At 42.1% G+C, this 26,517-nt stretch carries 23 protein-coding genes and 2 pseudogenes; 24 read left to right on the forward strand and 1 reads right to left on the reverse strand.

Annotated features, from left to right (window positions below):
- Positions 1 to 297 precede the first annotated feature (297 nt).
- The 5 genes from DXA70_RS00855 to DXA70_RS00875 all read left to right on the forward strand — a co-directional run bounded on the left by DXA70_RS00855 (position 298) and on the right by DXA70_RS00875 (position 7,175).
- Complete coding sequence (locus DXA70_RS00855) at positions 298 to 567, forward strand: DUF6870 family protein (RefSeq protein ID WP_243000913.1); 270 nt, start codon at positions 298 to 300, stop codon at positions 565 to 567.
- 169 nt (positions 568 to 736) lie between these two features.
- Complete coding sequence (locus DXA70_RS00860) at positions 737 to 2,386, forward strand: recombinase family protein (protein ID WP_128117299.1); 1,650 nt, start codon at positions 737 to 739, stop codon at positions 2,384 to 2,386.
- The gene (locus DXA70_RS00865) at positions 2,383 to 3,912 is read left to right on the forward strand and encodes a recombinase family protein (RefSeq protein WP_128117300.1); all 1,530 of its coding nucleotides are present in this window, start codon (positions 2,383 to 2,385) and stop codon (positions 3,910 to 3,912) included. The genes DXA70_RS00860 and DXA70_RS00865 overlap by 4 nt, the downstream gene beginning before the upstream one ends.
- A complete protein-coding gene (locus DXA70_RS00870; protein ID WP_128117301.1) occupies positions 3,896 to 5,587 on the forward strand; it encodes a recombinase family protein in 1,692 nt (563 codons plus the stop codon). Before DXA70_RS00865 ends, DXA70_RS00870 begins: the two co-directional genes overlap by 17 nt.
- Positions 5,580 to 7,175 (forward strand): recombinase family protein, encoded by a 1,596-nt coding sequence (locus DXA70_RS00875; RefSeq protein ID WP_128117302.1) that lies wholly within the window; start codon positions 5,580 to 5,582, stop codon positions 7,173 to 7,175. The genes DXA70_RS00870 and DXA70_RS00875 overlap by 8 nt, the downstream gene beginning before the upstream one ends.
- Positions 7,176 to 7,279: 104 nt before the next feature.
- Here the strand turns inward: DXA70_RS00875 and DXA70_RS00880 are convergent, their stop codons facing one another.
- Complete coding sequence (locus DXA70_RS00880; RefSeq protein ID WP_128117303.1) at positions 7,280 to 7,759, reverse strand: flavodoxin; 480 nt, start codon at positions 7,757 to 7,759, stop codon at positions 7,280 to 7,282.
- Positions 7,760 to 7,946: 187 nt separating this feature from the next.
- On the opposite strand from DXA70_RS00880, the gene DXA70_RS00885 reads away from it, so the two are divergent.
- From DXA70_RS00885 to DXA70_RS00970, 19 genes and pseudogenes are all read left to right on the forward strand, one after another.
- Entirely contained in the window at positions 7,947 to 8,525 is a 579-nt protein-coding gene (locus DXA70_RS00885; RefSeq protein WP_128117304.1) for an abortive phage infection protein, read from the forward strand.
- Positions 8,526 to 9,365 (forward strand): nucleotidyl transferase AbiEii/AbiGii toxin family protein, encoded by an 840-nt coding sequence (locus DXA70_RS00890; RefSeq protein WP_128117305.1) that lies wholly within the window; start codon positions 8,526 to 8,528, stop codon positions 9,363 to 9,365.
- Positions 9,366 to 9,499: 134 nt separating this feature from the next.
- Positions 9,500 to 10,399: pseudogene (locus DXA70_RS00895) on the forward strand (glycosyltransferase family 4 protein); the annotation flags it as partial.
- A gap of 6 nt (positions 10,400 to 10,405) precedes the next feature.
- Positions 10,406 to 11,605, forward strand: coding sequence for a glycosyltransferase (locus DXA70_RS00900; RefSeq protein ID WP_128117306.1), 1,200 nt, complete (start codon positions 10,406 to 10,408; stop codon positions 11,603 to 11,605).
- 25 nt (positions 11,606 to 11,630) lie between these two features.
- The gene (locus DXA70_RS00905) at positions 11,631 to 12,815 is read left to right on the forward strand and encodes a radical SAM protein (protein ID WP_128117307.1); all 1,185 of its coding nucleotides are present in this window, start codon (positions 11,631 to 11,633) and stop codon (positions 12,813 to 12,815) included.
- 8 nt (positions 12,816 to 12,823) lie between these two features.
- Positions 12,824 to 13,867 carry a glycosyltransferase gene (locus DXA70_RS00910; RefSeq protein WP_128117308.1) on the forward strand — a complete coding sequence of 348 codons (1,044 nt, stop codon included), beginning with the start codon at positions 12,824 to 12,826 and terminating at the stop codon, positions 13,865 to 13,867.
- A 31-nt stretch (positions 13,868 to 13,898) separates the two neighbouring features.
- On the forward strand, positions 13,899 to 15,131 hold the full coding sequence (locus DXA70_RS00915; RefSeq protein WP_128117309.1) for a hypothetical protein: 1,233 nt from the start codon (positions 13,899 to 13,901) through the stop codon (positions 15,129 to 15,131).
- Positions 15,124 to 16,539, forward strand: coding sequence for a flippase (locus DXA70_RS00920; RefSeq protein WP_128117310.1), 1,416 nt, complete (start codon positions 15,124 to 15,126; stop codon positions 16,537 to 16,539). Before DXA70_RS00915 ends, DXA70_RS00920 begins: the two co-directional genes overlap by 8 nt.
- Positions 16,529 to 17,242 (forward strand): acyltransferase, encoded by a 714-nt coding sequence (locus tag DXA70_RS00925; RefSeq protein ID WP_128117311.1) that lies wholly within the window; start codon positions 16,529 to 16,531, stop codon positions 17,240 to 17,242. Before DXA70_RS00920 ends, DXA70_RS00925 begins: the two co-directional genes overlap by 11 nt.
- Positions 17,243 to 17,246: 4 nt before the next feature.
- Positions 17,247 to 17,963, forward strand: coding sequence for a LicD family protein (locus DXA70_RS00930; RefSeq protein ID WP_128117312.1), 717 nt, complete (start codon positions 17,247 to 17,249; stop codon positions 17,961 to 17,963).
- A gap of 22 nt (positions 17,964 to 17,985) precedes the next feature.
- Entirely contained in the window at positions 17,986 to 18,819 is an 834-nt protein-coding gene (locus tag DXA70_RS00935; protein WP_158565115.1) for a LicD family protein, read from the forward strand.
- 56 nt (positions 18,820 to 18,875) lie between these two features.
- Positions 18,876 to 19,604: a hypothetical protein gene (locus DXA70_RS00940; RefSeq protein WP_278321294.1), complete on the forward strand. Its 729-nt coding sequence runs from the start codon at positions 18,876 to 18,878 to the stop codon at positions 19,602 to 19,604.
- Positions 19,562 to 19,840, forward strand: a complete 279-nt coding sequence (locus DXA70_RS15000) for a hypothetical protein (RefSeq protein WP_278321295.1) — start codon at positions 19,562 to 19,564, stop codon at positions 19,838 to 19,840. The genes DXA70_RS00940 and DXA70_RS15000 overlap by 43 nt, the downstream gene beginning before the upstream one ends.
- 51 nt (positions 19,841 to 19,891) lie before the next feature.
- Positions 19,892 to 20,983, forward strand: a complete 1,092-nt coding sequence (locus DXA70_RS00945) for an NAD/NADP-dependent octopine/nopaline dehydrogenase family protein (RefSeq protein WP_128117314.1) — start codon at positions 19,892 to 19,894, stop codon at positions 20,981 to 20,983.
- A gap of 161 nt (positions 20,984 to 21,144) precedes the next feature.
- The gene (locus DXA70_RS00950) at positions 21,145 to 22,035 is read left to right on the forward strand and encodes a sugar phosphate nucleotidyltransferase (RefSeq protein ID WP_128117315.1); all 891 of its coding nucleotides are present in this window, start codon (positions 21,145 to 21,147) and stop codon (positions 22,033 to 22,035) included.
- A 32-nt stretch (positions 22,036 to 22,067) separates the two neighbouring features.
- Positions 22,068 to 23,216, forward strand: a complete 1,149-nt coding sequence (locus DXA70_RS00955) for a 2-aminoethylphosphonate aminotransferase (protein ID WP_243000915.1) — start codon at positions 22,068 to 22,070, stop codon at positions 23,214 to 23,216.
- A 2-nt stretch (positions 23,217 to 23,218) separates the two neighbouring features.
- Complete coding sequence (gene aepX / locus DXA70_RS00960; protein WP_128117316.1) at positions 23,219 to 24,514, forward strand: phosphoenolpyruvate mutase; 1,296 nt, start codon at positions 23,219 to 23,221, stop codon at positions 24,512 to 24,514.
- A gap of 11 nt (positions 24,515 to 24,525) precedes the next feature.
- Positions 24,526 to 25,647, forward strand: coding sequence for a phosphonopyruvate decarboxylase (aepY, locus tag DXA70_RS00965; RefSeq protein ID WP_128117317.1), 1,122 nt, complete (start codon positions 24,526 to 24,528; stop codon positions 25,645 to 25,647).
- A gap of 1 nt (position 25,648) precedes the next feature.
- Positions 25,649 to 25,858 (forward strand): annotated as a pseudogene (locus tag DXA70_RS00970) (phosphoglucosamine mutase); the annotation flags it as partial.
- Between the last annotated feature and the right edge of the window lie 659 nt (positions 25,859 to 26,517).

Here is a 26,517-nt window from a genome sequence, read left to right on the forward strand (position 1 = left end):
GTGGAGCCGGATAGCCAAAATCCAAGATTTTGTGCGTACCGTGGGAATGGGGAACGGAATCCCCATCAAGATTGCCCGCTGGGAAAAACCACGAAAGTGAGTTTTGAGCGGCTATGGGCGAATCTTGCGCTAAGAGAGAAAAAAGCCCCACGACCTGGAAAATCGAGAATTGTCCTTATACCTATATCATTCTGGAACCACCTTTTGGCAACCGCTTAAAAAAATATTTTTGTGAAATTTCAAAATTTGGTTGCCAAACACCCCTTTTAGAATGCTATAGGTGAAGGGAGGTATTTGATGTACCAGAAAATGACGCATACACTTGAGGATTTGAAGAAATTGGCAGCGGTGGAACTTCGGGATGTGAACCGTGAAGAACTGGTGGACATCAACGATGTGGAAATCAAGAAAGACCTGTCGCAACGAGAACGGATGGTTGATTTTGTTTCACAGATCAAGAACCCCTACTGCTATCTTGACCGGGGAATGGTCGTAAAGATCAGTTTTGCCGGAGAGAACCGATTGGAGGATACGCTGAAAAAATGCGCACGGACACATCGAAAATAAAAAAAGAAGAAAGCAGAAGAAAATTTACACTTTAGCACATTAAAGCGTTGACATAAACCGCGAAATATGAGATAATGGCTTTGGGTCAAAACAGAATATGCTGATAAAGCCGATAATTTCTTGGTTTATTGTCTGAACGACAAATAGATTAGGAGGTTATCGGCTTTTTATGTTTTTTCAGGAAAATGAAAAATACAACTGTGCCACATATCTTCGATTGTCGCGTTCGGATGGCGACCAGCAGGAGAGCAACAGCATAAAAAATCAGAGAGCGTTGCTGAACGATTACATGGGAAAGCACCCGGAATTGCACAAGTTCGACGAGTATGTGGACGATGGTTACAGCGGCACAAATTTTGAACGCCCGGATTTTAAGCGGATGATGCAGGACATTGAAAAAAGGAACGTCAACTGCATCATCGTCAAGGATTTATCTCGTTTCGGCAGAAACTACATTGAAACGGGTCGTTATCTGGAACGAATCTTTCCATTCATGGGTGTGCGCTTTATCGCCATCAACGATCATTATGACAGTGCAGAGGAAAACGATGATAAGGGCCGTATTCTGATTCCGTTCAACAATCTTATCAATGACACCTACTGCCGGGATATTTCACTGCGCGTTCGCAGTCACTTGGATGTGAAACGAAAAGAAGGTCAGTTCATTGGCAGTTTCGCAGGGTATGGGTATCGCAAAGACCCCAAAGACAAAAATCATCTGATTATAGATGAATACGCTGCGGGCATTGTGCAGGAAATATTCAAACAGAAATTGAACGGAATGAGTTCACAGCGCATTGCCAGTCACTTGAATGAACTTGGGGTCCTGCCGCCGAACGAGTATAAGAGAGCCAATGGATTCAACTATACCTGCGGTTTTCAGGCTGGGCTGAATCAGAAGTGGACAGTGGTTTCCGTCAATCGTATTTTGAAAAATGAATCCTATACGGGAACATTGATTCAGGGTAAACGCAGGAAAATCAATTACAAAGTAAAAAAGAGCCATGATGTTGGAAGTGAAAACTGGATTCGGGTGGAAGATGCGCATGATGCCATTATCAGCAAAGGCGAGTTCCAGCAAGTACAACAGTTGTTGGAACTGGACACTCGTACCGCACCATCGCAGACAACAGTTTATCCATTATCAGGTTTTCTGCGCTGTGCAGACTGCGGGCAGAATATGATTCGCCGCACGGTGACGAAAAACGGAAAGAAGTATCAATACTATCACTGCTCTACCTATAAGAATGGCGGCGGCTGCACACCGCACATGATAAACAGTGAGAAGCTGACGGAAAGTGTTCTGGCTGCGATTCGGCATCAAGTGACACTTCTTGTAGAAGCGGAAAAGGTACTCTCCAATGCAGAGTTGGCAAGCGGCGAACAGATTGGCATAAAGATTCTGGACAGCCAGATCACTGCACTGGAAGCTGAATTAGAACGGTACAGTAATTTGAAAATCCGTCTGTATCAGGACTTATGCGATGATGTTGTCAGTCGCGAAGAGTACGGAGAAATGAATACTCGCTTTGCGCAGAAGATAAAAGAGGCACAGGATAAGATTCAGGAAATCCGCGAAAAGAAGCAGGAGGCATTAAAGCACGACACACTGCTTCCTACTTGGTTGGAAGAATTTAAGCAGTACGAACATATCAAAACGCTCGAACGCAGGGTCGTGGTGGAACTGATCGACCACATAGATGTTCATAGCAAAACAGAGATTGAAATTCATTTCTGCTTCGAGGATGAACTGCACAGTATCACAGAAAAATTTATGGAATATCAAGCACATCACGGAAATGAGGTGGCAGAGGAATGAAATGGGTCAGTTATACAAGGTCGATTTCCAGCAGGATCGGAGACGAAAATCCATCCAATACGATTGCGGAGCAGAATGAGCGCATTGCACGGTATCTAAAAAAGCTTGGGTGCAACGTATCTGAAAAATACAGTGACCGAAAGAGAACAGCAGAAGCCACAGAGGGCTTTGACAAATTGGTACAGGATGGGATGGCTCGGAAATTTGATGCAGTTGTTGTGGATTCTATCTTCCGCTGTGGAAGAACCCTTCCGTTTGCCATTGAAGCACTGCAGAGGACGTTCTATCCGCTTGGTATCCAATTTGCAGTTGTGGAAGATGACTTTTGCAGTGCAGACAAAACTGCCGAAGAAGTTGCAGAGTATTTCAATGGAAAGACCATTGATAAGATCCGTTCGGAATTTATTACCAATCGCCAGAATCACTTTGAAGAAGGTACATTGACTCATCGACAGGCTAAATATGGTTATGCGCTGTCGGAAGATCGCAGAAACCTTGTTCTTAATCCTGAGAGCGCACAGGTTGTAAAGCTGATTTTTCAGATGTATCTGGAAGATATGAAAATCCCGGAAATCGCAAGAGCATTGGATGCACAGGGCGTTCCATCTCCACAAATCCAGATGGCAAAGAAAAAAAGGTCAAGAGCAAAAATCAAGTGGCCGGATTCAACAATTCGCTCGATTTTGAAAAATCCACTCTATATCGGAAAGTGTACGCTGACACTGGCAAAGGCAAAGCGAGAATTGGAGGTTCCGGCGATTGTTTCAGAGATGGAATTTCAGAAAGCTCAGAAAAAGTTGGAATCTACGAGGTTGCCTTCGAGAAAAAAGGCCCGAAAAAAACCAAATCTGCTCTTCAAAAAAATCTTTGACAAGGAAAGTGGAAAAGGTCTGCTGTGCAGAACATCAGAAGATGAAAGCCAGCAAATCTATTCGTTTGACAAGGGGTATAAATGCTTCTCTGGAAAAGCCCCTTTCATCGAAAGCGAGAAAATCTTTCGAGAGATTCTTTCAGCTTTGGAAAAAGAAAAAATGCAAGCTGCGCATATTGATAGGGTGCTGGACTTGAATCCTGAGAAAGTCAAGCAGTGCATGGATGCTGGACTATTGCAGTACAGAAAAAAAGCAAATGAGATTGTTACGCACTTGATGGCCAAGGACGATGAACGAACAGCAGTTTATCGGGAATACGAGCAGGGATCAATTTCGCTAGAACAGGTAGAGGAGTATGAACATCAGTATCAGATGGCAGTCCAAAAGCAGGAAACGGCCTTTAAAAAAGTAATGCTAGCTGTTAATGATATAGAAAAAGCATTTAGCCATGGGAATCCCTGGTTGATGAAGTTCCGAGCGATTTCAATTCCTGAAAAATTGGAGCGCACACATTTTAAAGAATGGCTTGACCATGTATGGATCGTAGATTTTGAACAGGTAGAAGTGATCCTACAAGAAAGTAAGTGGAAGGGATTCTTCCCGGAAGAATGGCTGAACAACGGAGAGGAAGATTGTAATGGCAAGAAAGAGTAGAAAGAATCTGATGCCGCAGGCCGCTGCGCAGGAGGCCGTACAGCAAAACGAAAAAGAACTTCTGCGCACGGCAGCGTATGCGCGGCTGTCGGTTGAGAACGGCGGGCATGAAACAGAAGATTCCCTGCACACACAGATTTTGCAAATTCATAATTATATCAGGGAGAACCCGGAACTGACGCTGACCGATACCTATGCAGACAACGGTTTTACGGGAACACGTTTTGACCGACCAGAATTTGAGCGTATGATGCAAGATGTGCGGACAGGCAAAATTCAGTGCATCGTAGTGAAGGATTTATCTCGATTTGGTCGTGACTATATCGAAACGGGAAGCTATCTGGAAACTATTTTCCCGATGCTCCATGTTCGCTTTATCGCCATCAACGATGATTTTGACAACATCCGGCAGTCGGATGTGGATAGTCTTGCGGTTCCCATCAAGAACATGGTAAACAGCTTGTACGCTAAGGACATTTCAAAGAAAATCAGCCTTAGTTACCAAATGCGCCGCGAAAAGGGAATCCCCACATCGTGGTGTACACCGTATGGCTATCAGTTGAACCAACAGGGAAATAAGTTTGAAGCGACTGAGGATGCGAAGTGGGTCAAACTGATCTATCAATGGTATCTTGCAGGAGTAAGCACAAACGAAATTGCCCACAGGTTAGAATTTTTAGAAGTAGCAAGGCCGAACGAACGGCTGAATCGCAAATTGCATGAGGGAGATGACCCTACCTATAATAAATGGCACCCCAGTACGGTTCTTCGTATTTTAAACAGCAGTGCCTATATTGGAGAACTGGTATCTGGGAAAACGCAAACTGCATCATACAAAGGGATTGGCCTCCATCCAGTGGAAAAGAAAGAATGGCACATTGTTGAAAACGCTCATGAAGCAATCATTCTGAAATCGGATTTTGAAAAAGTGCAGGCACGGCGGGAGCAGAATAAGGAAAAACGGGAAAGGGCGATGGCTCGTTCCAAAGCAACCAGAGAGAAGTGTTATAACCATCTATCGGGAATGGTTTACTGTGGCTGCTGCAGACGCAACATGACGTTTGAACGGCGTGTGCATGGTACGGTGAAAGAAACGCACTATGGAGTGTTCATTTGCAAAAGAAAGAAGAACACGACTCCCTGTGCCTATCATGCGGTGCCGGAGAAAATGCTGATGATGGTGGCGATGGATCAGATTCATCATCTGGTGTCTACCATGTGTGAAGAAGAAAAGATGGTAAAAGACATGATGCGCGGCAGCAATCTGGATTCAGCCCGTTCCATCAAGATGAAAGAAAACTCTATCCTGTTTCGGATTCAGGAAGCCGAAGAACGGTGGTTGCGTTTATATGAGGACTATAAAGCTGAAATTCTGGACGAAGATGAATATAGTCAGCTAAAGGAACACTACATAGCAGAAAAGCAGCGGTTGGAACATGAACTGCAAAAGCAGCGTCAGCGCGCATTGGAACTGGAAAAGAGAATTAGAATCTGCGATGCGCAGATGGAGCGGATGCGCGGGATTCTGAATCAAAATGAATTTGATGAAGAACTGGTGCATGAACTTATCAAGAGAATCTATGTAGGAATGGACAATTCTGTGGAGGTCGAATTTAAGTGTAGCGACCCCTATCAGGAAGTGCTTGCAATCATGTCGGAGGTTCAGAATGAATGATAAAATTGCAATCTATCTCCGCTTATCATTGGCAGACGGAGATTTGAAAAAGGGCAGCAAGGATGAAAGTAACAGCATTGAGAACCAACGGATGCTGCTCCACGATTACATTGGGAAGCAGGAAGATTTGTTTGGCGAGATTGTAGAATATGTAGATGATGGCTATACTGGAACAAATTTTAATCGTCCGGCTTTTCAGAAAATGATCGTGGATTTGAAGCAGGGCGATATAAAAGTCATCATGGTAAAGGATTTATCCCGCCTTGGTCGTGACTATATCGGTGTTGGCGATTACATTGAACAGATTTTTCCGTTGATGGGAGTTCGGTTTATTGCTGTGAATAATTCCTTTGACAGCATGAAACTGAACAACGGAACACCGGGAATCGAAGTGGCGGTCAGCAATCTGGTGAATAATATGTATAGCCGGGATATTGCGAAAAAGATTCGGGCTGCTCTGGAAACGAACTGGAAGAATGGGAAAGCCACCTGCACGAATGTTCCTTTTGGATATGTGTGGAACAAGAAAGGTGGGCAGCGGTGGGAGATTGACCCGGAGGCCGCATCCTGCGTGAAAAAAGTATTTGAATTGGCATTGTCCGGTCGCAATACAACGCAGATCGCCTATGGCATGAACGAATTAAATCTTCCTACGCCGGGATTGTATGCGAAACGTAAGAATCTGCTGATGGGCAGTAATCCTATTATTGCCCCGGACAGTGAAATGCTGTGGAATGCGGCAATCGTATGGAGAATCCTTAGACGGTATGAATACACGGGCGCGCTGGTTATGGGGAGAAGAAAGAAAATTGATGTAAACACTACATCTATTCGGACACTCCCGGAGGATAAGTGGATCATCGCAGAAAACGCTCATGCGGCCATCGTGACAAGAGATGAATACTATCAGGCACAGAAAGCGATCCGTAACGTAACTCCAATTCAATATAAGGTGGGCGATGATTTTGCGTTAAAAGGAAAAATCTGCTGCGGAAACTGTAATCGGCAGCTTCGCCACGAAAGGCAATATGGGGAAATGGTTTTCTATTGCGGCTATAAACGGTCAGCCGGAAAGTTCTCTAAATGCTACGGCGGCTATTACAGAGAACATTCGGTGAACGCAAAAGTGGCTCGTGCGATAAAAACAGTATTCTATGCGCTGGATGTGGTAAATCAGGGGATGCAGGAAAAGCAGTCTGTCACGGTGCGCTGCATGGACATTGAGGACTTGGAAAAGCAAGCAGAAGCCATTCGGGTAGAACAAATCAAACTATATGAATCGTATGCGGACGGTGTGCTGCGGCGAGATGCGTACATAGAAAAGAAAAAGATCCTTTCGGAAAAACTTGTCGCATTGCAGGATAGCATACGGACAGAAAAGGAAGAACAGGAGTGTGCTGATGAACTGGATGAAGAAATCCGCGCTCTGACAAAGCAGGCCAGCGAGAAAACGTACATCGGCGGGCTGACAAAAGAATGTGTGGATGCTTTTGTGAGCATGGTTTATCTGTATGACGATCAAACGATGAAAATAGAGTTCAACTGTGAGGATGTGATTCGGAGAGCGTTGGAAAAGTATGGCACATAATTGGATGGAAGAAGTGGTATAAGAAAAAGAATACCCGTCTGGGTGAGAGGATTCAGAAAATCTTCTCGACCAGGCGGGTATTTCATTCCGCAGGAATGTGTCTATTAGAGGCTAAGGGTTTCCACCCATGCAGACAAGTCGGCTTTGCTGGAGTAAGCATTGAATACCTTGCCGTGCAGGAGTTTGGCACCGGGGCAGCTTGGCGCGAGTTTTTCGTTGGTCTTGCCCATACCGCTGCCGCCAGATGTGGCAAAGGGGATGATGGTTTTACCTTTTAGGTTGTAGCTTTCCAGAAATGTATTGATGATCGTCGGAGCAATATACCACCAGATAGGGAATCCGACAAAGATGGTGTCGTATTCGTCCATGTTATCACGCTTGGCAGCGATGGCAGGGCGAGAGGTAGGATCGCTCATTTCGATGGTGCTGCGGGATTTCTTGTCCATCCAGTTCAGATCGGCCTTGGTGTACGGAACTTCCGGCTGAATCTCAAAAATGTCTGCACCGATAGCATCAGCCAGATTTTCAGCAACCCTTGCGGTAACGCCGCTGGCAGAGAAGTAAGCAACAAGTCGTTTGCTCATGACAAATGCACTCCCTTTGATTGATTTTCATAGTTTAAGTATAGCACGTTGAATAGGGAGCATCAAGTAAGTCTGAGTGGACGAATGTGCTAATATTGCAAATAAAATAAGCACAAAAGAAAATTTGCGTTGACTTTCGTGCTTATTTGGAATACAATATAAGCACGAAGGCGAGGTGACGCTTATAATGAACATGAACAATTTGGCTCAGACACATGAGATTTTAACACCGCAGCTTGCAACAAAAGTAGGTTTAACGAAATTTGAGTTTTATAAATATGTAAAGGCCAATGAATACGAACAAGTCGGACATGGCGTATACGCAGCAAAAGATACTTGGATTGACGAATTAGAAATGCTACACCGCCGCTGCCCGATGGGAGTGTTTTCTCATGATGAAGCGTTCTATTATTATGGGCTGACAGATCGGGAACCGCTTGTTCATACGCTCACGATTTATAGTGGGTATAATGCTCACCGCTTAAAAGAGGATGGCTATAAGGTTTATACAGTAAAAAAGGAACTTGTTGACGTTGGCAAGCAAATCGTAAAAAGCAATCAGGGAAATGAAATTCCTATGTACGATTTGGAACGGACAATTTGCGACTTGGTGCGGAGTAGAAGTTCTATAGAAGTACAGGATTTCAATGCAGTATTAAAAGCGTATGTCGGGAGAAAAGATAAGGACCTTAATAAACTGATGAAGTATGCAAAGCTATTTCGAGTGGATAAGATCATCCGAAATTATATGGAGGTACTACTGTAAATGGGATTTACACCTGAACAGATAAAAGGGCGTATCAAGAGCGTTGCAAAACAGAACAATGCGGACGCAAGGACACTCATGCGAATCTATATGATGGAGCGTTTTCTGGAAAGACTGGCACAATCAGAATATCGGGATAACTTCATTATCAAAGGCGGAATACTGGTTACGGCAATGATTGGTGTTGCGCACCGTTCCACGATGGACATAGACACCAGCATGAAGAATCTAAATCTATCTGCGGAGGATGCCTTGCGAGTTGTCAATCAGGTCAAAGATATTGACCTTGACGATGGTGTTTCTTTTGATGTTAAAGACGTTTCCAATATCATGGATGAAATGGAGTATCCGGGAATCCGCGTTACCATGAATGCCAATGTGGGAAGATTGATTACGCCCTTGAAAATTGATATTTCCACGGGCGACGTGATTACCCCACGGGCAATCGAGTTCAATTATGATCTCTTGCTGGAAGATCGTTCTATCAGTCTATGGTCGTATAATTTGGAAACTATATTAGCCGAGAAGTTGCAGACAGTTTTGGCGAGGGGCATCTTAAACACCCGAATGAGAGATTTTTACGATATACGGATGCTGCTTGATACATACGAAGATAAAGTCAATAAGGTTGTTTTGAAGGATGCTTTTGCGGCAACTTGTAACAAGAGAGGAACAGATCATCTGCAGGAGCAGGCCGAGGAGATTATCAAAATTATTGAAGCAGATGAACAGCTTCAAGTGCTGTGGAGAGCATATCAGAAGAAATACTCGTATGCAGCAGAAATTGATTATGCCAGTGTGATAAACGGCGTAAGAAAATTGATGGATTGGATTCGATAAGTAACTATTGAAAATAGAATAGCGAGTAAAGCCCTACAAGGCTCAAGTCGGTTCAGAACTGACGGGAAGCCTTGTGGGGCTTATTTTTTTGCGATTTTTTCTAAAAAGTTTTTGCCCCTATCTTGACATCAGGGGGACTTGCTGCAGTCAGCTCCTCCGCATTTGCGGCACTTTATAGTGCATTTGGAAAATACGATGTGGTGCACATCCATGCCGAAGGGCCGGCGTTCTTTGCATGGCTGCCGAAGATGTTTGGGAAAAGAGTTGTAGTTACCGTCCATGGCATTGACTGGCAGCGCGAGAAATGGCAATCAGGACTTGGTTCTAAGTTTATCCACCAAGGTGAAAAAAATGCTGCGAAGTATGCGGACGAGGTCATTGTTCTGAGCAAAGGAGTGCAGGACTATTTTAAGGAAACTTATGGAAGAGAGACGCACTTTATCCCTAATGGTGTAAATCGGCCAGAGGTTCGGAAAGCGAAGCTGATCAGAGATAATTTTGGACTGGAAAAGGATTCCTACATATTGTTCCTCGGTCGTCTGGTGCCGGAGAAAGGCATTCGATATCTGGTTGAGGCCTTCAAGAATGTCAAGACAGATAAAAAACTGGTCATTGCAGGCGGCTCCAGTGATACGGATTCCTTTATGGAGAAATTGAAAGAACTGGCGAAGGGTGACGATCGGATTCTCTTTACCGGGTTTGTGCAGGGAGCAATGCTGGATGAACTGTACAGCAATGCTTACATTTACACGCTGCCGTCTGATCTGGAAGGAATGCCATTAAGCCTACTGGAGGCAATGAGCTACGGCAATTGCTGTCTGGTTTCGGATATTCCGGAGTGCGCAGAGGTTGTGGAAGATAAGGCATTGATTTTCAAAAAGTCAGATGTAGAGAACTTGCGAGAAAAACTGCAAGAGGCCTGTGACCATCCTGAAATGGTTATGAAAATGAAGAAGCAGGCAGCTGACTTTATCTGCGAGAAATATAACTGGGATGAAGTTGTAAAGAAAACGATGGAACTGTACAGGAGATAATAATAGATGAGAGTATTGATAATAAATAAGTTTCTATATCCAAACGGTGGATCAGAAACCTACATATTTAAGCTGGGTGAGGCGCTAGAGCAGCACGGACATGAGGTTCAGTACTTCGGTATGGAGCATGAAGGCCGCTGCGTGGGCAACCGGGTCAATGCTTATACATCTGGTATGGACTTCCACGGCGGCAGCAAACTGAGCAAGCTGACTTACCCCATCAAAACTATCTACAGCAAGGAAGCAAGAGTGCAGCTGCGGAAAGTTCTGGATGACTTCAAGCCGGACGTCTGTCACCTGAACAATTTCAACTACCAGCTGACACCTTCCATCATTCTGGAAATCGTGAAGTGGCGCAAGGAGACCGGAAGGGATTGTAAGATCATCTTCACGGCACATGACTACCAGTTGGTTTGCCCGAACCATATGCTGAATAATCCGAACACTCACCAGAACTGTGAGAAGTGCCTCGGCGGCCATTTCGTGAATTGCATGAAAGGCAAGTGCATCCACGGCTCCACGGCGAAATCTGCCATCGGCATGATGGAAGCAGAGTTCTGGAAGTGGAAGGGTACCTACAAGTACATTGATACCATGATCTGCTGCTCGGAGTTCATGAAGAGCAAGATGGACAGCAATCCGCAGTTTGCGACCAAGACTGTGGCGATGCACAACTTCATCGACAAGGTTGAGTGGAAAGAGACGCCGAAGAAGGATTACGTCCTCTACTTTGGCCGCTTCTCTGAGGAGAAGGGCATCGGCACGCTCATCAAGGTCTGTAAGGAACTGCCGGATGTGCAGTTCATCTTCGCCGGTACTGGCCCGCTGGAAGAGACAGTAAATGGTATTAAGAACATCAAGAACGTTGGCTTCCAGAAAGGCGAGGCACTGGAGAAGCTGATCCGTGAGGCACGGTTCTCCATTTACCCTTCTGAGTGGTACGAGAACTGCCCGTTCTCTGTGATGGAATCCCAGATGTACGGCACGCCGGTGCTGGGTGCAAACATCGGCGGCATCCCGGAACTGATTCAGGTTGGCAAGACCGGCGAGCTGTTCGAGAGCGGTAATGCCGAAGATCTGAAGAAGAAGATCGAGAAGCTCTGGGGTGATAAAAAGCTGTGTGAACAGTATAGCAAGAACTGTAAGGACATCAGCTTCGATACCATCGATGAGTATTACGAGAAAATTATGAAAGTTTATAGATAAAAAAGAGAGATAGGGGTATTAGAAAATGGATAACAATAACGAAAAGAAACTGAATGGTACGGTCATCGTCACTTATCGCTGCAACGCTCGTTGCTCCATGTGTAACCGTTATAAAGCACCTTCCAAGCCGGAAGAGGAAATCAGCATCGAAACCATCAAGAAACTGCCGAAGATGTACTTTACCAACATCACCGGTGGTGAGCCGTTCATCCGTACCGACCTGAAGGATATCGTGCGTGAACTGTACAAGAAGTCTGACCGTATCGTTATTTCCACGAACGGTTTCTTCACAGATCGTATCGTTGATTTGTGTAAGGAGTTCCCTCAGATCGGTATTCGTATCTCTATCGAGGGTCTGGAGCAGACCAACAATGAGATTCGTGGCCTGCAGAACGGCTACCAGCGTGGTTACGGCACACTGAAGAAGCTGCGTGAAATGGGCATGAAGGATGTCGGTTTTGGTATGACCGTTCAGGACAAGAATGCTCCTGACCTCGTACCTCTGTACAAGATTTCCAACGAGATGGGCATGGAGTTTGCAACGGCTTCTCTGCACAACAGCTTCTATTTTGTCGAAGCTAAGAACATCATCCGTGATCGTCCGATGGTTGCAAAGAACTTCGAGAATCTGGTCAACGAACTGCTCCGCAGCAACAGCCCGAAGAAGTGGTTCCGTGCCTACTTCAATCATGGCCTGATCAACTACATCTATGGTCAGAAGCGTCTGCTGCCTTGCGACATGAGTTTCGACACCTTCTTCATCGATCCGTATGGCGATGTTATGCCTTGCAATGGTACCAAGGATAAAGAGGTCATGGGCAACCTTAATAACCAGACTTGGGACGAACTGTGGAACAGCCCGGAAGCAGAGAAGGTTCGTGCAAAGGTTCGTTGCTGCGACCGTGACTGTTGGATGATCGGTTCTGTTTCCCCGGCTATGCACAAGTACATCTGGAAGCCTGTTACTTGGGTTCTGGTTCATAAGTTCAAGGCTCTGTTCACCAAGCATCCGTACAGCATGTATGAGCTGAAGATCTGCCGTGACTACCGTGATGGCAAAGTCACTAAAGAGGACCTGGACAAGTGCAGCACTTGCGATATGAACTGTGTAATCAACAACGGTCTGAGTGAAGCTTCTAAGGAGCAGCTGAAGTATAAGACCGGTGAGGAAATTGTGGATGCAGATATTGCACAGCAGATGAAAGATTGAATGGGTGAATGATGAAACGACAGTTAAGTATTGTAGTGCCCGTCTATAACGTTGAGAAGCATTTGCAGCGATGCATTGAATCACTTTTGAAGCAAAAAGTGGATAATTATGAAATCATTTTAGTAGATGATGGCTCGTCTGATAGCAGCCCCGCTATGTGCGATGAGTACGCGCAAAAATATGCACATATTAAAGTACTGCACAAGACGAATGGGGGGCTGGGCTTTGCCCGAAACAGTGGAATTGCTATGGCAGAAGGAAAATACATAGCCTTTGTTGACTCAGATGATGCGGTTTCTCAGGACTTCTTTTCAGAACTTTTAGATGCGGCACGGAAAGCCAATGCAGATATCTGCATTGGCGGAATGACAGACATGTATGAAACGCAACAAAAAGCAAGTCCTCACCTCTTTGCAGGAAAAATATTTCTTGGACGGGATATTCAGAACGAGTTACTTCCAAGTATGTTGGGGTATGACAAATATGGCGCAAATTATGCAGGAATGTCTGTGTGCAAAGGTATCTATTCACTGAAAATTATTGCAGATAATAATATTCAATTTCACTCGGAGCGAGAATATATTTCCGAAGATGCAATTTTTGACATTGACTTTTTGAGTTGCTGTAATACGGCTGCAATTATTGATTCTGTGGGGTATCACTACTATCACAATGCCGGGACACTGACGACAAAATATAGACCAGAAAGATTTGAGCAAATAAAAAAGCTTTACCTATATGAAAAGCATCTGGTGCAAAACCGAAAATATAACGTAGAACTGTGTGAGCGTATTACAAGTATGTTTTTGGCAAATTTGCGCGTAACCATTATGCAAGAGGTGGCTTACAGGAGAAATTTTCACAGTTCAAGAACTTCCATAAAAAATATGATTTGCGATGAATGTGTACAAACAGCCATTAAGGCATATGATTACTCTAAAATGCCGCCCAAACAAAAGCTGTTCTGCGAGGCAATCAGTAATAAAAATACAATGTTAGTTTATGCGATGGCTTCACTTCAGAACCACAGAAAAAGAAAAGAATTGTTCTGAGACTAGTTTATAGGAGTATTGCAAAGACAGAATGACAATAAAAATAAACGTAAAAGAATTATTATTTGAATCAACAGTTGTTTTGATGTGTGGATTCAAATTTATAACATTCCCCTTTTTTGCAAAGTTTGGACTTGCTTTGCTGTGGATAATATATGCCTTGTCAGTGACTGGCATGGGAAGCAATAAAGTGGCAACGCAAACTTCAAGGCTGGTTTTTGTGCCCTACATAATAATGTTCGTTATATTTCCATTGCAGGTTCTGGCTAATCCGGTGAGTGGAATTTCATTTGTTTCATCTGTTTCCAGAATGGTAAGTCAAATGCTTCAAGCTTGCTTGACAATCGGCTTCGCTTATGCCGGATTCCGGCTGTTTGGCATAGATAGCACGAGAATTTTTTTTCGAGGATTAGTGGTAAATAATATCATCGGCGTCATTTGGGCTATTGCTAAATTTGGAATTGGACAGTTTGTAATGTTTGTTTCTAATCCTTTTGCCGATGTTTGGAATACATGGGTGGCAGGTGGACGGATTTCAAATGCGCTTGAACTCCATGAAGTTACATTTACGTTGGGGCTTTTCTTTATTTCCTTCTTTTATTCTTTCTATCAAAATCGAAAACGGAGAGAAATAAGAAAAACATATTGCGTATATCTGATCATATGTGCTGTGCTTCTGTATCTTGGTTTTAAGCGAATACAGTTCATAGGATTGGTTTTAATGCTTGCAATATATATTGTGATTAAGCGTAGAAATAAGGTGCGAAGTATTCAATTCTTTGATGGTGTGGTTTGGCTTGGAACAACACTTTTTATGTATGTTTATTTGGAGGTTATTTCTACTGATATAATTGCAAGACTTGCGGCACAATATGGAATCAATTTTATGTCAAGATTGGGATGGTTTGAAAAATTGACCCAATATTTTTCGGTTACCCCTTTTTATTTTGGTAGAGGGTGGGGAACGGTTTCTCTGATTGCCGATATGTTGAAGCAGGGTGTGCATAATGACATTATGAGAAACTATATCGACTTTGGATTCTTGGGCTTTCTCGCTTGGATTTCCTATTATCTGGCATATATCCCATATAAACTTGGTCACAAAAGTACAGAAACAGTAAAGCTATATTTGCTATTGATTGTATATATCATGATAACTTACATGACAGACAATACATTTACTTATATGATATTTCAAGCATCGTTTATAGTTATTGTCATGGCTGAATTGGAAAAGAGCGCCCGGGAGCAAATAAATGAGTAGAGAAAAAAACTTAATAAAGAATACCGGAATTTTGGCGATAGGACAATTAAGCTCGAAGCTGTTTACATTCCTGCTTCTGCCTGTTTATACATCTCTGCTGCTCCCGGAAGATTATGGTGTGGTAGATGTTCTGCAAACCGTGATTAACCTTGTTTTGTATGTTGCAACACTGCAAATTGAGTCTGCAATATTTAGGTTCCTTATTGATAACCGCGACAATACGGAAATAAAAAAAGAATATATCTCTACGGGGCTTTTTATTGTGGTTTCTATGACAGGAATCACTACGCTGATTGTATTGTTGGTAAATAGATATTACAACGTTCCTTATTTGAGCCTGTTTCTGCTTTCACTATGGGCACTAGCGTTTTATTTCTTTTTATCCAATTTGGCACGCGGTCTGGGGAAAAATACAGATTATTCGATAGCAAGTTTTATTGTAACATTATCTTCCTTGATTATTAATATCGTTTTTATTGTCAGCCTAGGAAAAGGTGCTTCATCAATTCTCTTGGCCTTAGCTGGATCTCAAGTATTTGGCAGCCTATATTTGGTATTTCGCCTTAAAGTATGGCGGTTGGTTTCCTTCCACGCATTTAGAAAAGCGAAAATGCAAGAGATGCTTGCATACTCTGTGCCACTGATTCCGAATGCTATCTCATGGTGGATTGCCAATACTTCAGACCGAATTTTGATTCTCATGTTTCTTGGCTCTGCGGCCAATGGTATTTATGCGGCGGCAAATAAAATTCCTACAATTTATACAACGCTTTTTTCTGTATTCAACCTTGCATGGTCTGAATCTGTTTCCCTTTCTATGAAAGATAAGGATCATCAGCAGTACATCAATGCAATGCTGAACAGAAGCTACAAATTTTTTTCATTTTTGAACTTGGGAATCATTATTTGTATGAGCTTTATGTTTGATCTTCTAGTGGGAGAAAACTATGCGCAAGCATATAGTCAAATTTACATTTTGCTTGTAGCAATTTTTGCAAATTCTATGTGTTCCTTGCTGGGTGGTGTTTTAACAGGATTAAAAGACTCTAAAGCTACCGGGTGGACAACGGCCGTAGGTGCAGCTGTAAATTTCCTTATCAATCTTTGCCTGATTCAAAAGATTGGACTATATGCAGCATCAATCTCAACGCTTGTTTCTTATTGCGTTATATTCTTGTGTCGATATAAAGTCGTTTGCAAATCCATTAAAGTGCGTTTTTCACTGAACTATTCTGTGCAGTTAGCAATAATACTTGCACTTGTTTCAACGGCTTATTTCTTAAGAAACATCATGCTGAGCATGATTGTATTGTTTGTATTGGTTGTATGGGGTTGTTGGCAAAATCAAGAAATTATTCGCGGATTTTTATTGATTCTACAGAAAAAGGATAATAAAAATGAAGATTAAAAAGATACTTAAAAAGCTAATCTACGGTCACAAAGCAGATTCTTCAACCTATGTGTTATGGCTAAAAAGTAAGGGTATGAGAATTGGAGAAAATGTAACTATTTATGCTCCTACAAAATGCAGCATTGATGAAACGCGTCCTTTTATGATTGAAATAGGAGACAACGTTGAAATAACAGAAGGCGTTACAATTCTTACGCACGGCTATGATTGGTCTGTGTTTAAACATTATAGCGGCGACTGCATGGGAAGCTGTAGTGAAGTGACGATTGGTAATAATGTGTTTATCGGTATGAACACAACAATTCTTAAAGGCAGCACGATAGGCAACAACTGTATTATTGGTGCTAACAGTCTACTGACGGGGGGGATATATCCTGATAACAGTGTTATTGTTGGCTCCCCTGCTAGGGTAATGTGCGACTTGAATACCTACTATAAGAAAAGAGCCGCAGCACAACTATGTGAAGCGAAAGAACTATATAAAAACTATAAGAAGTCATATGATTCAGAACCTCCAAAAGAAATATTTAGAGAATTCTTTTGGCTTTTTGAAGATAGAAATGCAGAACTTATCCCATGCTTTCAGGATGTTCTAAAATTGGGGGGGGAATACGAGAAAGCAGACAGAAGATTTCATTCTACAAACCCTCAGTTTGACAACTATGAAGATTTTTTGAATTGGTGCAGAAAGAAAGATTGAAGTTATGAAAATGACAGAATTGAAAAGAAGAGCGAAAAAGCTAAAGCATCTTTACGCGATTTATTATAAATTGATTGGCCAGAAAAGAGAGCGGCAAGAAGTAGAGAACAAGAAAAGAGAACTGCAGGAAAACGGTGGGAACGTTCTTGTAAAGGTTGATGAAGCATTAAAGAATACAGGCATTACATATTTTGCTGATTTCGGAACATTGCTTGGATTGGTTCGAGACAATGCCTTTATGAAATGGGATTCGGATATGGATTTTGGCGTTCTTTCTGATGACCAAAAAAATGAGGCTGATATGTGGAACGCTTTGGAAAATGCGTTAAAGAATGTTGGCCTCAGAAAGAAGAAAACTTGTACTTATGATGGAAGAATCATTGAGCAAACCTATAGCAGCGGTGTTTTGACGATAGATTTTTTTCTGCACTTTTTTACTGAGAACAACGATAATGTCTATCTGGCCTACAAGAAAAAAGGTTATGACTATACACAGGATAATGAATATCATCTTACATTATTAAAGATGTATCGATTTGGCAAATCGGAGATTCGAGATTTTAACGGCGTTAAAGTTTCAGTTCCATACAAGGCTGAATCTTATCTTGCTAGTGTTTATTCAGAAACATGGCGCATACCAAATCCTAATTGGATTTCTGAAAAGGGTCCTGCATGGAACGAAATTCCAAGTGCTAAAGCATATGCAGAATACTTTGATTAAGCGAATAGATGATGGAGATATTATGGGAATACCAATCAGAAAATTACAATTATTAGAATTGGAAATTGCAAAAGAGATCAAAAGAATATGTGAAGAAAATCAAATAGATTATTTCCTTATTGATGGGACATTACTGGGAGCCATTCGACATAAAGGATTTATCCCATGGGATGATGATATGGACATCGGAATGACTACTGAAAACTATAATCGATTTTTGGAAGTTGCTCCAAATCAATTAGATGAGAGGTTCTTTCTACAGACAAGTAGTATTGATAAAAATATCGGTTATGTTTTTGCAAAAGTACGGATGAAGCATACACACTTTATAGAAAAAGTCACTGATGGACTAGGCATACAAGATGGGATTTTTGTGGATATTCTCCCATACGATAAAGCCAATTCAAGTATGATACGTTCTTCCCACATGAGAAAATTACAGCTTCTTTGCAAAATAAAAATGTTAAAAGCTGGGTATGGGTTGAATAATATAACAAAAAATCCGTTGAATCGATTGGTTAACGATATATTGGCTTGGATTCCAGTATCAAAAGAAAAAATTGACAATAAAATCGAAAGTGAAATACAAAAAGGAATCGTATCCGGGAACGAGTATTACATTGAGAGGGATGGTATGTTCAAAGGAACATATGTGTTTAGAAGAGAATATGTGGATGAGCTTATTGATGTGAAGTTTGAAGACACTTTATTTAAGGCTCCCAAAAACTATGATGATTTTTTGAAATCAGCATATGGAAATTATCTCGAATATCCATCAGATGAAGAAAGATCTGTTGGACATTCGGTAAAGAGTGTAGAGTTGGAAAGGCCATTTGAAAGTTATTTTACTCAATAACTGCTATTGCTGATCTGATGTATAGAAAAGATATATCAAATGGGAGATAAACTAATATGAAATTGATTACCTTTAAAGATATTCAAGAATTGAATATCCGTCCATGCCAATGCTTTGATTGGGCAGAGCAAATGATACGCAATAAAAAGAATACGATTCTGCCGCCTAAAATCAGCATGAAACCGTTTGATGGAACATTTTGTAATGTGATGCCCAGCATTATTTCACAAACTGGAAATCTCAGCTGGGGGGGGGTAAAGATTGTAACTCGCTATCCCAATCGGGTGCCAAGTCTTGAAAGCAGAATCCTCCTTATGGATGCAGCATCGGGTGAGTTTCTGGCTCTAATGGATGGAACGTGGATCACCACTATGCGCACGGGAGCAGTTGCAGCACATTCGATTTTATTATTGGCAAAGGAAAATTTTTCTACGATAGGCATTATGGGTCTTGGAAACGTTGTTCGCGCAACGCTTTTAATCTTAGAAGATAAATTACCCGACAGAGAGTTACACATTAAGCTCCTTAAATACAAAGGGCAGGAAGTGGACTTGGCAGAGAGATTTTGTGCGAATAAGAATTATCATTTCACATTTGTTGATACTCCCGAAGAAATGGTGAAAGGCTCGGATGTGGTATTATCCGGGGCCACTTATCTTCCGAACGATGTCTGTGAAGATAAGTTCTTTGACGAGGGTGTCTTAGTTCAGCTATCCATACGTTGGGATTTACAAACTGTGATTTGTTTTTTGACAAGGTTTTTGCCGATGATGTGGGGCATGTAAAGAACTTCAAGAATTTTGATAAATTTAAACGACTTGCAGAAGTTTCGGATGTCGTCAATGGAGTAAAACCGGGGCGAGAAAACGATAGTGAAAGAATTCTGGCATATAACATTGGCGTATCAATTCACGATATATATTTTGCGGCTTCTATTTATCAGTTATTCAAGGAAACCGGAAAATTGGAACAGATGCAGGAAATAGATATGAAAGAACCAACAGAGAAGTTTTGGATTTGACTTTGGCAAATTCCTCTTTCCTGTTGGTGCTGATTCAGGAGGGAGAATTAGGTGAATCTTTCTTATAAAAGGATTTCTGTTATTGGCGGCGGAAACATAGGAACGCAGGTGGCCTGTGTTTGTGCGTCAAAGGAATGTGATGTAACGGTTTACAGTTCACGTCCGTATGCTTACGATGGAACACTTGAAATCGTAGATGCGAATGATTGCATTACGACAGGAAAAATGAAGAGTGTGACATCATCCCTGAAAAATGCGATTGAGGGAAGCGAATTTGTGTTTGTTACATATCCGGCTTTCAAGTTAAAAGAACTGGCAGAGGAGATGCTTCCCTTTGTGAAAAGGGGAATGGTCATATGCGTAATGCCCGGCACAGGAGGTGCTGAATTCGCATTTAGCGATTGTATTCGCGCAGGAGCTGTTTTGTGCGGATTACAGCGTGTGCCATCTGTGGCAAGACTTGAGCAGTATGGAAAGAGAGTTCGCTGCGAAGGTCTGCGAAATGAATTGTTTTTGGCGGCAATTCCAGCAGACACTGCTGAAAGGATTGCAATGTTTATTTCTTCGTTATGGGAAATTCCGTGCCATGTATTACCTAATTATCTTAGTGTAACGTTGACACCGAGCAATCCAATTCTGCACACCGCCAGGTTGAGTACGCTATTTAGGAATTATAAAGATGGCAAAGTGTACTCGAAAAATCCTCTCTTCTATGGAGAGTGGAATGATGAATCGTCTGAACTTTTAATTGCCTGTGATGAAGAATTACAAGAACTGTGCAAAAAGCTGACGAAATTGGACATGAGTAATGTTCGCTCGTTAAAACTGCACTATGAAAGTGAAACAGTGAAAGCAATGACCGAAAAGCTATGTAGCATCAAAAGCTTGCACAATTTACACTCACCAATGATTCAAACAAACAATGGCTGGATTCCTGATTTTCAATCAAGATATTTTACAGCGGATTTTCCATATGGACTGGCTATTATTGAAGATCTTGGAAAAATTGTTGCATTTGGGATGCCAAATATTTGCAAAACGATGGACTGGTATCGCTCTGTGACAGGCAATACAGAGCACTTTAAGTTTTCTGATTACGGGATTTACACAGTAGATGATTTATATGGTATTTACAAACAGTGAACAGAGTGACGGCGATTTTGCCGTTCACAAGTACAGAATAAGGCTGCATGTGATGAACAGCGGCCGATTTATAGGTTTTTTATTAGCAAAAATGAATGCTTCGCGTTCATTGCTATAAAAATATGAAAGATAAACTGAATAAGATGAAAGGAGAAAACAGAATGATACTCACAAGAAAGCAATTCGACATTTTAGCACTTCTGGCAAAAGAAAAAAGTCCGCCCTCTCAGCGTCAAATTGAGGAGAAAATCGGCCATTCTCTTGGAACTGTAAATCGCGTGATGAAGGAACTCACCGAACTTAAATATGTAAATGAGGGAGAAATTACGAATGAGGGCTTGGCTGCACTGGAACCCTACCGTGCTAAGCGCGCCATCTTTATTGCAGCAGGTTTTGGCTCCCGGCTGGTTCCCATTACATTTAATACCCCTAAGCCACTGGTTCGTGTTCATGGCGTTCGTATTATTGACCGTCTGATTGATGCCTGCTTGGAAGCTGGTATCAATGAAATCTATATTGTACGCGGCTATCTGGCAGATCAGTTTGACCAGTTGCTCTACAAGTATCCGATGATTAAGTTCTTGGAAAACCCTGTTTACAACGAAGCAAATAACATTTCTTCTTCGATGGTAGCGCGTTATATGCTGTCAAATGCTTATGTGTTTGAAGCGGATTTGCTGATTTCTAATCCGAAAATTATAACCAAATACCACTACAACTCGGACTTCCTTGCAATCAAGAAAGATCGGACAGATGACTGGTGCTTTGAGGTAAATGACGGCATTATCACCGAAGAAAAAGTTGGTGGTGAAGATTGTTGGCAGATGGTTGGTATATCTTACTGGAATGAAAATGATGGACATAGGCTTTCTCAGGATATTCCAGATGTTTATGCTGCACCGGGCGGAAAGGAACGTTATTGGGAACAAGTTCCGCTTGTATATAAAAAGGACCATTATAAAGTAGAAGTCCGTGAGTGTAAAGATGAGGATATTGTGGAAATTGATACCTTCTGTGAACTGAAGGCAATCGATAAAACCTATGATGTGTAAAATTAAAATGAACAATAGGAGGAAACTGAGAAATGTCAGATGGAATTAGCATTAAGAGGAATGTACTTTTGAACCCGGGTCCTTCGACTACAACAGATACAGTGAAATTAGCGCAGGTTGTTCCTGATATTTGCCCTAGAGAAAAAGAATTTGCAGGCCTAATGAAGGGATTGCGAGAAGATTTGGTGAGAATTGTGCATGGAAATCTGGACAAGTACACCAGTGTTCTGTTCTGCGGATCGGGAACAATAAACATTGATGTGTGTATTAATTCGTTACTTCCCGAAGGCAAGAAGGTTCTGGTAGTGAATAATGGTGCTTATAGTACAAGAGCGGTGGAAATATGCCAGTATTATGGGTTGCCTCATATTGATCTTCGATTCCCAGTGAATCAGAGACCGGTGCTTTCGGTGGTTGAGGATGCTTTAAAAAATAACCCTGATATTGGTCTTGTACATACAACCCATAACGAAACAGGAACAGGAATCCTGAATCCAATTCGTGAAATTGGTGCGCTTGCACATAAATATGGTGCGATTTTCACCGTTGATACCACCTCCACCTATGCGATGCGACCCATTGATATTGAAAAAGATAATATCGACTTCTGTATGGCATCTGCTCAAAAGGGATTGATGGCTATGACAGGATTGTCTTTTGTGGTGGGAAACCGTGCCATTATTGAGGATTCTAAGAATTTTCCTAAGCGTTCTTATTATTGCAACTTGTATCTACAATATGAATTCTTTGAAAAGACAGGTGAGATGCACTTTACTCCACCGGTGCAAACTATTTATGCAACGATTCAGGCATTGAAAGAATACTGGGCAGAGGGAGAAGAGGCAAAGTGGGCACGCCATACTCGCGTTTTTGAGGCGATCCATGCTGGCTTGGACGAGTTGGGATTCAAAGATGTGATTAAGCGGGAATGGCAATCGGGTCTGGTCGTTTCTGCAATTTATCCTGATGACCCCAACTGGGACTTTGAGAAAGTTCACGATTATTGTTACAAGAGGGGATTTACCATCTATCCAGGCAAGATTTCCACAACGAATACATTCCGGCTTTGCGCATTAGGAGCCATTGACGAGAATGACATTAAAGATTTCTTCAAGGTGTTCCGGGATGCTTTGGAAGTAAATAACATTCAAATTCCGGTTGTATACAAAGAGGAGGCATAAATATGAAGAGAGTTTATACTTGTTTTTGCACTGATGTTATTCACGAGGGACATTTAAATATTATTCATGAAGCAAGAAAATATGGGGAAGTCGTAGTAGGCGTGCTTAGTGATGCTGCAATGATCCGTTTCAATCGCTTCCCAACAGTGAGTTTTGAGGAACGAGTTCAGCTTGTAAAAGACATTCCAGAGGTAAGCAATGTCGTAATACAGAATGATGTGATGTACGATGAGGTCGTTGCAGAGCTTCATCCGGATTATGTGATTCATGGTGATAATTGGTTGCATGGACCAATGAAAGCTATTCGGGACAATGTGGCTGCCCTGTTAGAGCCGTATGGCGGTGAGATCATTGATGTTCCTTATACCTACAATGAAGATGTCAAGAATACAGATGACCGCATTAAGGCAAAACTTGCGATGCCGGAGTATCGCCGCAAGAGGCTGAAACAGCTGATTTCCATCCGCCCGATCGTGAAGGCAATCGAAGTGCATAATGGCATTACCGGCTTGATTGCGGAGAAAACGGTTGTCGAACATAATGGTGAGTTGGATCAGTTCGATGCGATGTGGATTAGCTCTCTATGCGATTCTACGGCTAAGGGAAAACCTGATATTGAGTTGGTTGATATGACTTCCCGGTTCCAGACGATTAACGATGTGACAGAGGTTACCACCAAGCCGATTATTTTTGATGGCGATACTGGCGGGCTTACGGAGCATTTTGTATACACTGTTCGCACCTTGGAGAAGATGGGTGTTTCTGCAATCATTATTGAAGACAAAACGGGCTTGAAGAAGAACTCTTTGTTTGGAACTGAGGTAAAACAGACACAGGATAGTATTGAAAATTTCTCTGCTAAGATTGCGGCAGGGAAAAAAGCGCAGCTGACAGATGACTTTATGATTATTGCGCGTATAGAGAGCCTGATTCTTGAACAGGGAATGGAAGATGCATTGACTCGTGCTCATGCGTTTGTGAAAGCAGGGGCAGATGGGATTATGATTCACAGTAGAAAGAAAGATCCCACAGAGATTTTGGAATTCTGTGATCAATTTAGAGCAGAAAACAAAACGACACCTATCGTAGTCGTTCCTTCTTCGTTCAACACGATTACGGAAGCTGAACTGGCAGAGCATGGGGTCAACATTGTAATTTATGCAAATCAGCTTACAAGAAGTGCATTTCCTGCAATGAAGAAAACGGCAGAGGATATTTTGAAATATCATCGCGCCAAGGAAGTTGATGACAGGCTTCTTCCGATTAAGGACATTATTACATTGATCGACGAAATCTGAGAGGGAATAATATGAAAGTTGAGAGACTATTAGAAATCATTGGATCTGATTTTTACACAGGTGTCCCTGATTCGCAGCTGAAGGCACTGTGTAATTACCTGATTAAAGAGTATGGAATTGATCAGAAGCATCATATTATTGCTGCAAATGAAGGTAATTGTACTGCACTTGCTGCTGGGTATCATCTTGCAACCGGTAAAATCCCTGTAGTGTACATGCAGAATTCTGGGGAAGGTAATGTCATCAATCCGGTCGCGTCCTTGTTGAATGATAAGGTCTATGCGATTCCAGTTGTGTTTGTAGTTGGTTGGAGAGGCGAACCAGGTATTCACGATGAGCCTCAGCACATTTATCAAGGCGAAGTTACTGTTAAGTTATTGGATGATATGGGAATCAAATCTTTCATCATTGGTAAAGATACGACTGATGAAGAGGTAGAGTCTGCTATGCAGGAGTTTAAGACAATTCTTGCTGACGGAAAAGATGTGGCTTTTGTTATTCGTAAAGGCGCACTTTCTTATGATGGAAAAGTGACGTATGCGAATGATAACACGATGGTTCGGGAAGAAATTATCCAGCATATAGTGAATGTCAGCGGAGAAGATCCTATTATAAGCACCACTGGAAAAGCCAGTCGCGAACTGTTTGAAACACGTGTGGCCAATGGGCAGAGTCACAAATATGACTTCTTAACGGTTGGCTCTATGGGGCATAGCAGCAGTATTGCACTTGGTGTTGCAATCAATAAGCCGGATACAAGAGTGTGGTGCATCGATGGCGATGGCGCAGTTTTGATGCATATGGGTTCAATGGCTGTTTTGGGAGCCAATGCACCAAAGAATATGATTCATATTGTCATTAACAATGGTGCGCATGAGACCGTTGGCGGTATGCCTACAGTTGCCTCTAAGATTGATCTTGTAGCTATTGCAAAAGCTTGTGGATATCCTAATGCGGTGAGTGTAGATAATTTTAAGGATTTAGATGACGAGCTGGAGGCCGCAAAATCTCGGAATGAGCTCAGTTTCATTGAAGCAAAGTGTTCTATTGGTGCGAGAGATAATCTTGGACGCCCCACGACAACGGCGTTGGAAAACAAGATTAATTTTATGGAATACCTGAAAACATTGTAACGATAAAAAAGAAACTCATGATGATACTGCCATGCAGGAAGCAGGGTCTAAGGTGGCTGAAGCTCTGGGCGATACCGGGCGTATCCTTGTCCGCGAGTCAAGCACTGAACCTCTGGTGCGCGTGATGGTGGAAGCCCCCGACCATGACACTTGTCAGAAATATGTTTCCGAAGTTGTCGATGTAATTCGTGATAGAGGATATAGCCTGTAAATTGAAAGGCCAGCCACTAGAGATAAACCATCATTAGAAAAAATTGAAATAGCGTAAGTGCATATAAAACGGTAAGGTTCGATTTTGAACTTTGCCGTTTTTCTTTTTATTTAAAATTATAAATTTTTTCAGAACTGTATTCCAAAATGGCTCTATAGATTCATATTGGTGTAAGGAGTAAGAAAAAGTTCAAATAAAATTTGAAAATTTGGTTGCCAAATGCCTATTTTAAAATGCTATAGGTGTAGAAAGTTGTTTAAAAAAGTGAAAAAATTCTGAATTTTTCGGAAAGGTAGTTTAAAAACACCCCTTAAAGTTTGTATAGGGTGTAAGGGCTATATTCCAAAACAGACCTATTTGCTTGGATTCACTTCCGAAAATCCCTAATTCCTTACAAAGTTACATCGCACCTTGAAAATCACATGAGCCACCCCAGCAGGATACATCTGGTACTGAATGTGCATTTTGCGCGTCTTACCGGAAAATACGCCGGATAAAATCGGGTAGGAACGGGCCGGGACAGAGTGGACGGTAGTTAAGAGCAAGATTCGCCTTTGTATACGAAACCGCTCCTGCGGGCGGTTTCTCCACGGCGGCATCTTGATGGGGATTGCGCTCCCCATACCCTCACATCGTGCAAAATCGCATGATTTTGCCTG

It is taken from the genome of Faecalibacterium sp. OF04-11AC (assembly GCF_003460645.1).
In the GTDB taxonomy this organism is placed as follows: domain Bacteria; phylum Bacillota; class Clostridia; order Oscillospirales; family Ruminococcaceae; genus Faecalibacterium; species Faecalibacterium prausnitzii_I.

What these genes read in the sequence shown, in the direction of transcription:
- DXA70_RS00855 (WP_243000913.1), top strand. Translation starts at nt 298, where the DNA reads ATGTACCAGAAAATGACGCATACACTTGAGGATTTGAAGAAATTGGCA.
- DXA70_RS00860 (WP_128117299.1), top strand. Translation starts at nt 737, where the DNA reads ATGTTTTTTCAGGAAAATGAAAAATACAACTGTGCCACATATCTTCGA.
- DXA70_RS00865 (WP_128117300.1), top strand. Translation starts at nt 2,383, where the DNA reads ATGAAATGGGTCAGTTATACAAGGTCGATTTCCAGCAGGATCGGAGAC.
- DXA70_RS00870 (WP_128117301.1), top strand. Translation starts at nt 3,896, where the DNA reads ATGGCAAGAAAGAGTAGAAAGAATCTGATGCCGCAGGCCGCTGCGCAG.
- DXA70_RS00875 (WP_128117302.1), top strand. Translation starts at nt 5,580, where the DNA reads ATGAATGATAAAATTGCAATCTATCTCCGCTTATCATTGGCAGACGGA.
- DXA70_RS00880 (WP_128117303.1), bottom strand. Translation starts at nt 7,759, where the DNA reads ATGAGCAAACGACTTGTTGCTTACTTCTCTGCCAGCGGCGTTACCGCA.
- DXA70_RS00885 (WP_128117304.1), top strand. Translation starts at nt 7,947, where the DNA reads ATGAACATGAACAATTTGGCTCAGACACATGAGATTTTAACACCGCAG.
- DXA70_RS00890 (WP_128117305.1), top strand. Translation starts at nt 8,526, where the DNA reads ATGGGATTTACACCTGAACAGATAAAAGGGCGTATCAAGAGCGTTGCA.
- DXA70_RS00900 (WP_128117306.1), top strand. Translation starts at nt 10,406, where the DNA reads ATGAGAGTATTGATAATAAATAAGTTTCTATATCCAAACGGTGGATCA.
- DXA70_RS00905 (WP_128117307.1), top strand. Translation starts at nt 11,631, where the DNA reads ATGGATAACAATAACGAAAAGAAACTGAATGGTACGGTCATCGTCACT.
- DXA70_RS00910 (WP_128117308.1), top strand. Translation starts at nt 12,824, where the DNA reads ATGATGAAACGACAGTTAAGTATTGTAGTGCCCGTCTATAACGTTGAG.
- DXA70_RS00915 (WP_128117309.1), top strand. Translation starts at nt 13,899, where the DNA reads ATGACAATAAAAATAAACGTAAAAGAATTATTATTTGAATCAACAGTT.
- DXA70_RS00920 (WP_128117310.1), top strand. Translation starts at nt 15,124, where the DNA reads ATGAGTAGAGAAAAAAACTTAATAAAGAATACCGGAATTTTGGCGATA.
- DXA70_RS00925 (WP_128117311.1), top strand. Translation starts at nt 16,529, where the DNA reads ATGAAGATTAAAAAGATACTTAAAAAGCTAATCTACGGTCACAAAGCA.
- DXA70_RS00930 (WP_128117312.1), top strand. Translation starts at nt 17,247, where the DNA reads ATGAAAATGACAGAATTGAAAAGAAGAGCGAAAAAGCTAAAGCATCTT.
- DXA70_RS00935 (WP_158565115.1), top strand. Translation starts at nt 17,986, where the DNA reads ATGGGAATACCAATCAGAAAATTACAATTATTAGAATTGGAAATTGCA.
- DXA70_RS00940 (WP_278321294.1), top strand. Translation starts at nt 18,876, where the DNA reads ATGAAATTGATTACCTTTAAAGATATTCAAGAATTGAATATCCGTCCA.
- DXA70_RS00950 (WP_128117315.1), top strand. Translation starts at nt 21,145, where the DNA reads ATGATACTCACAAGAAAGCAATTCGACATTTTAGCACTTCTGGCAAAA.
- DXA70_RS00955 (WP_243000915.1), top strand. Translation starts at nt 22,068, where the DNA reads ATGTCAGATGGAATTAGCATTAAGAGGAATGTACTTTTGAACCCGGGT.
- aepX (WP_128117316.1), top strand. Translation starts at nt 23,219, where the DNA reads ATGAAGAGAGTTTATACTTGTTTTTGCACTGATGTTATTCACGAGGGA.
- aepY (WP_128117317.1), top strand. Translation starts at nt 24,526, where the DNA reads ATGAAAGTTGAGAGACTATTAGAAATCATTGGATCTGATTTTTACACA.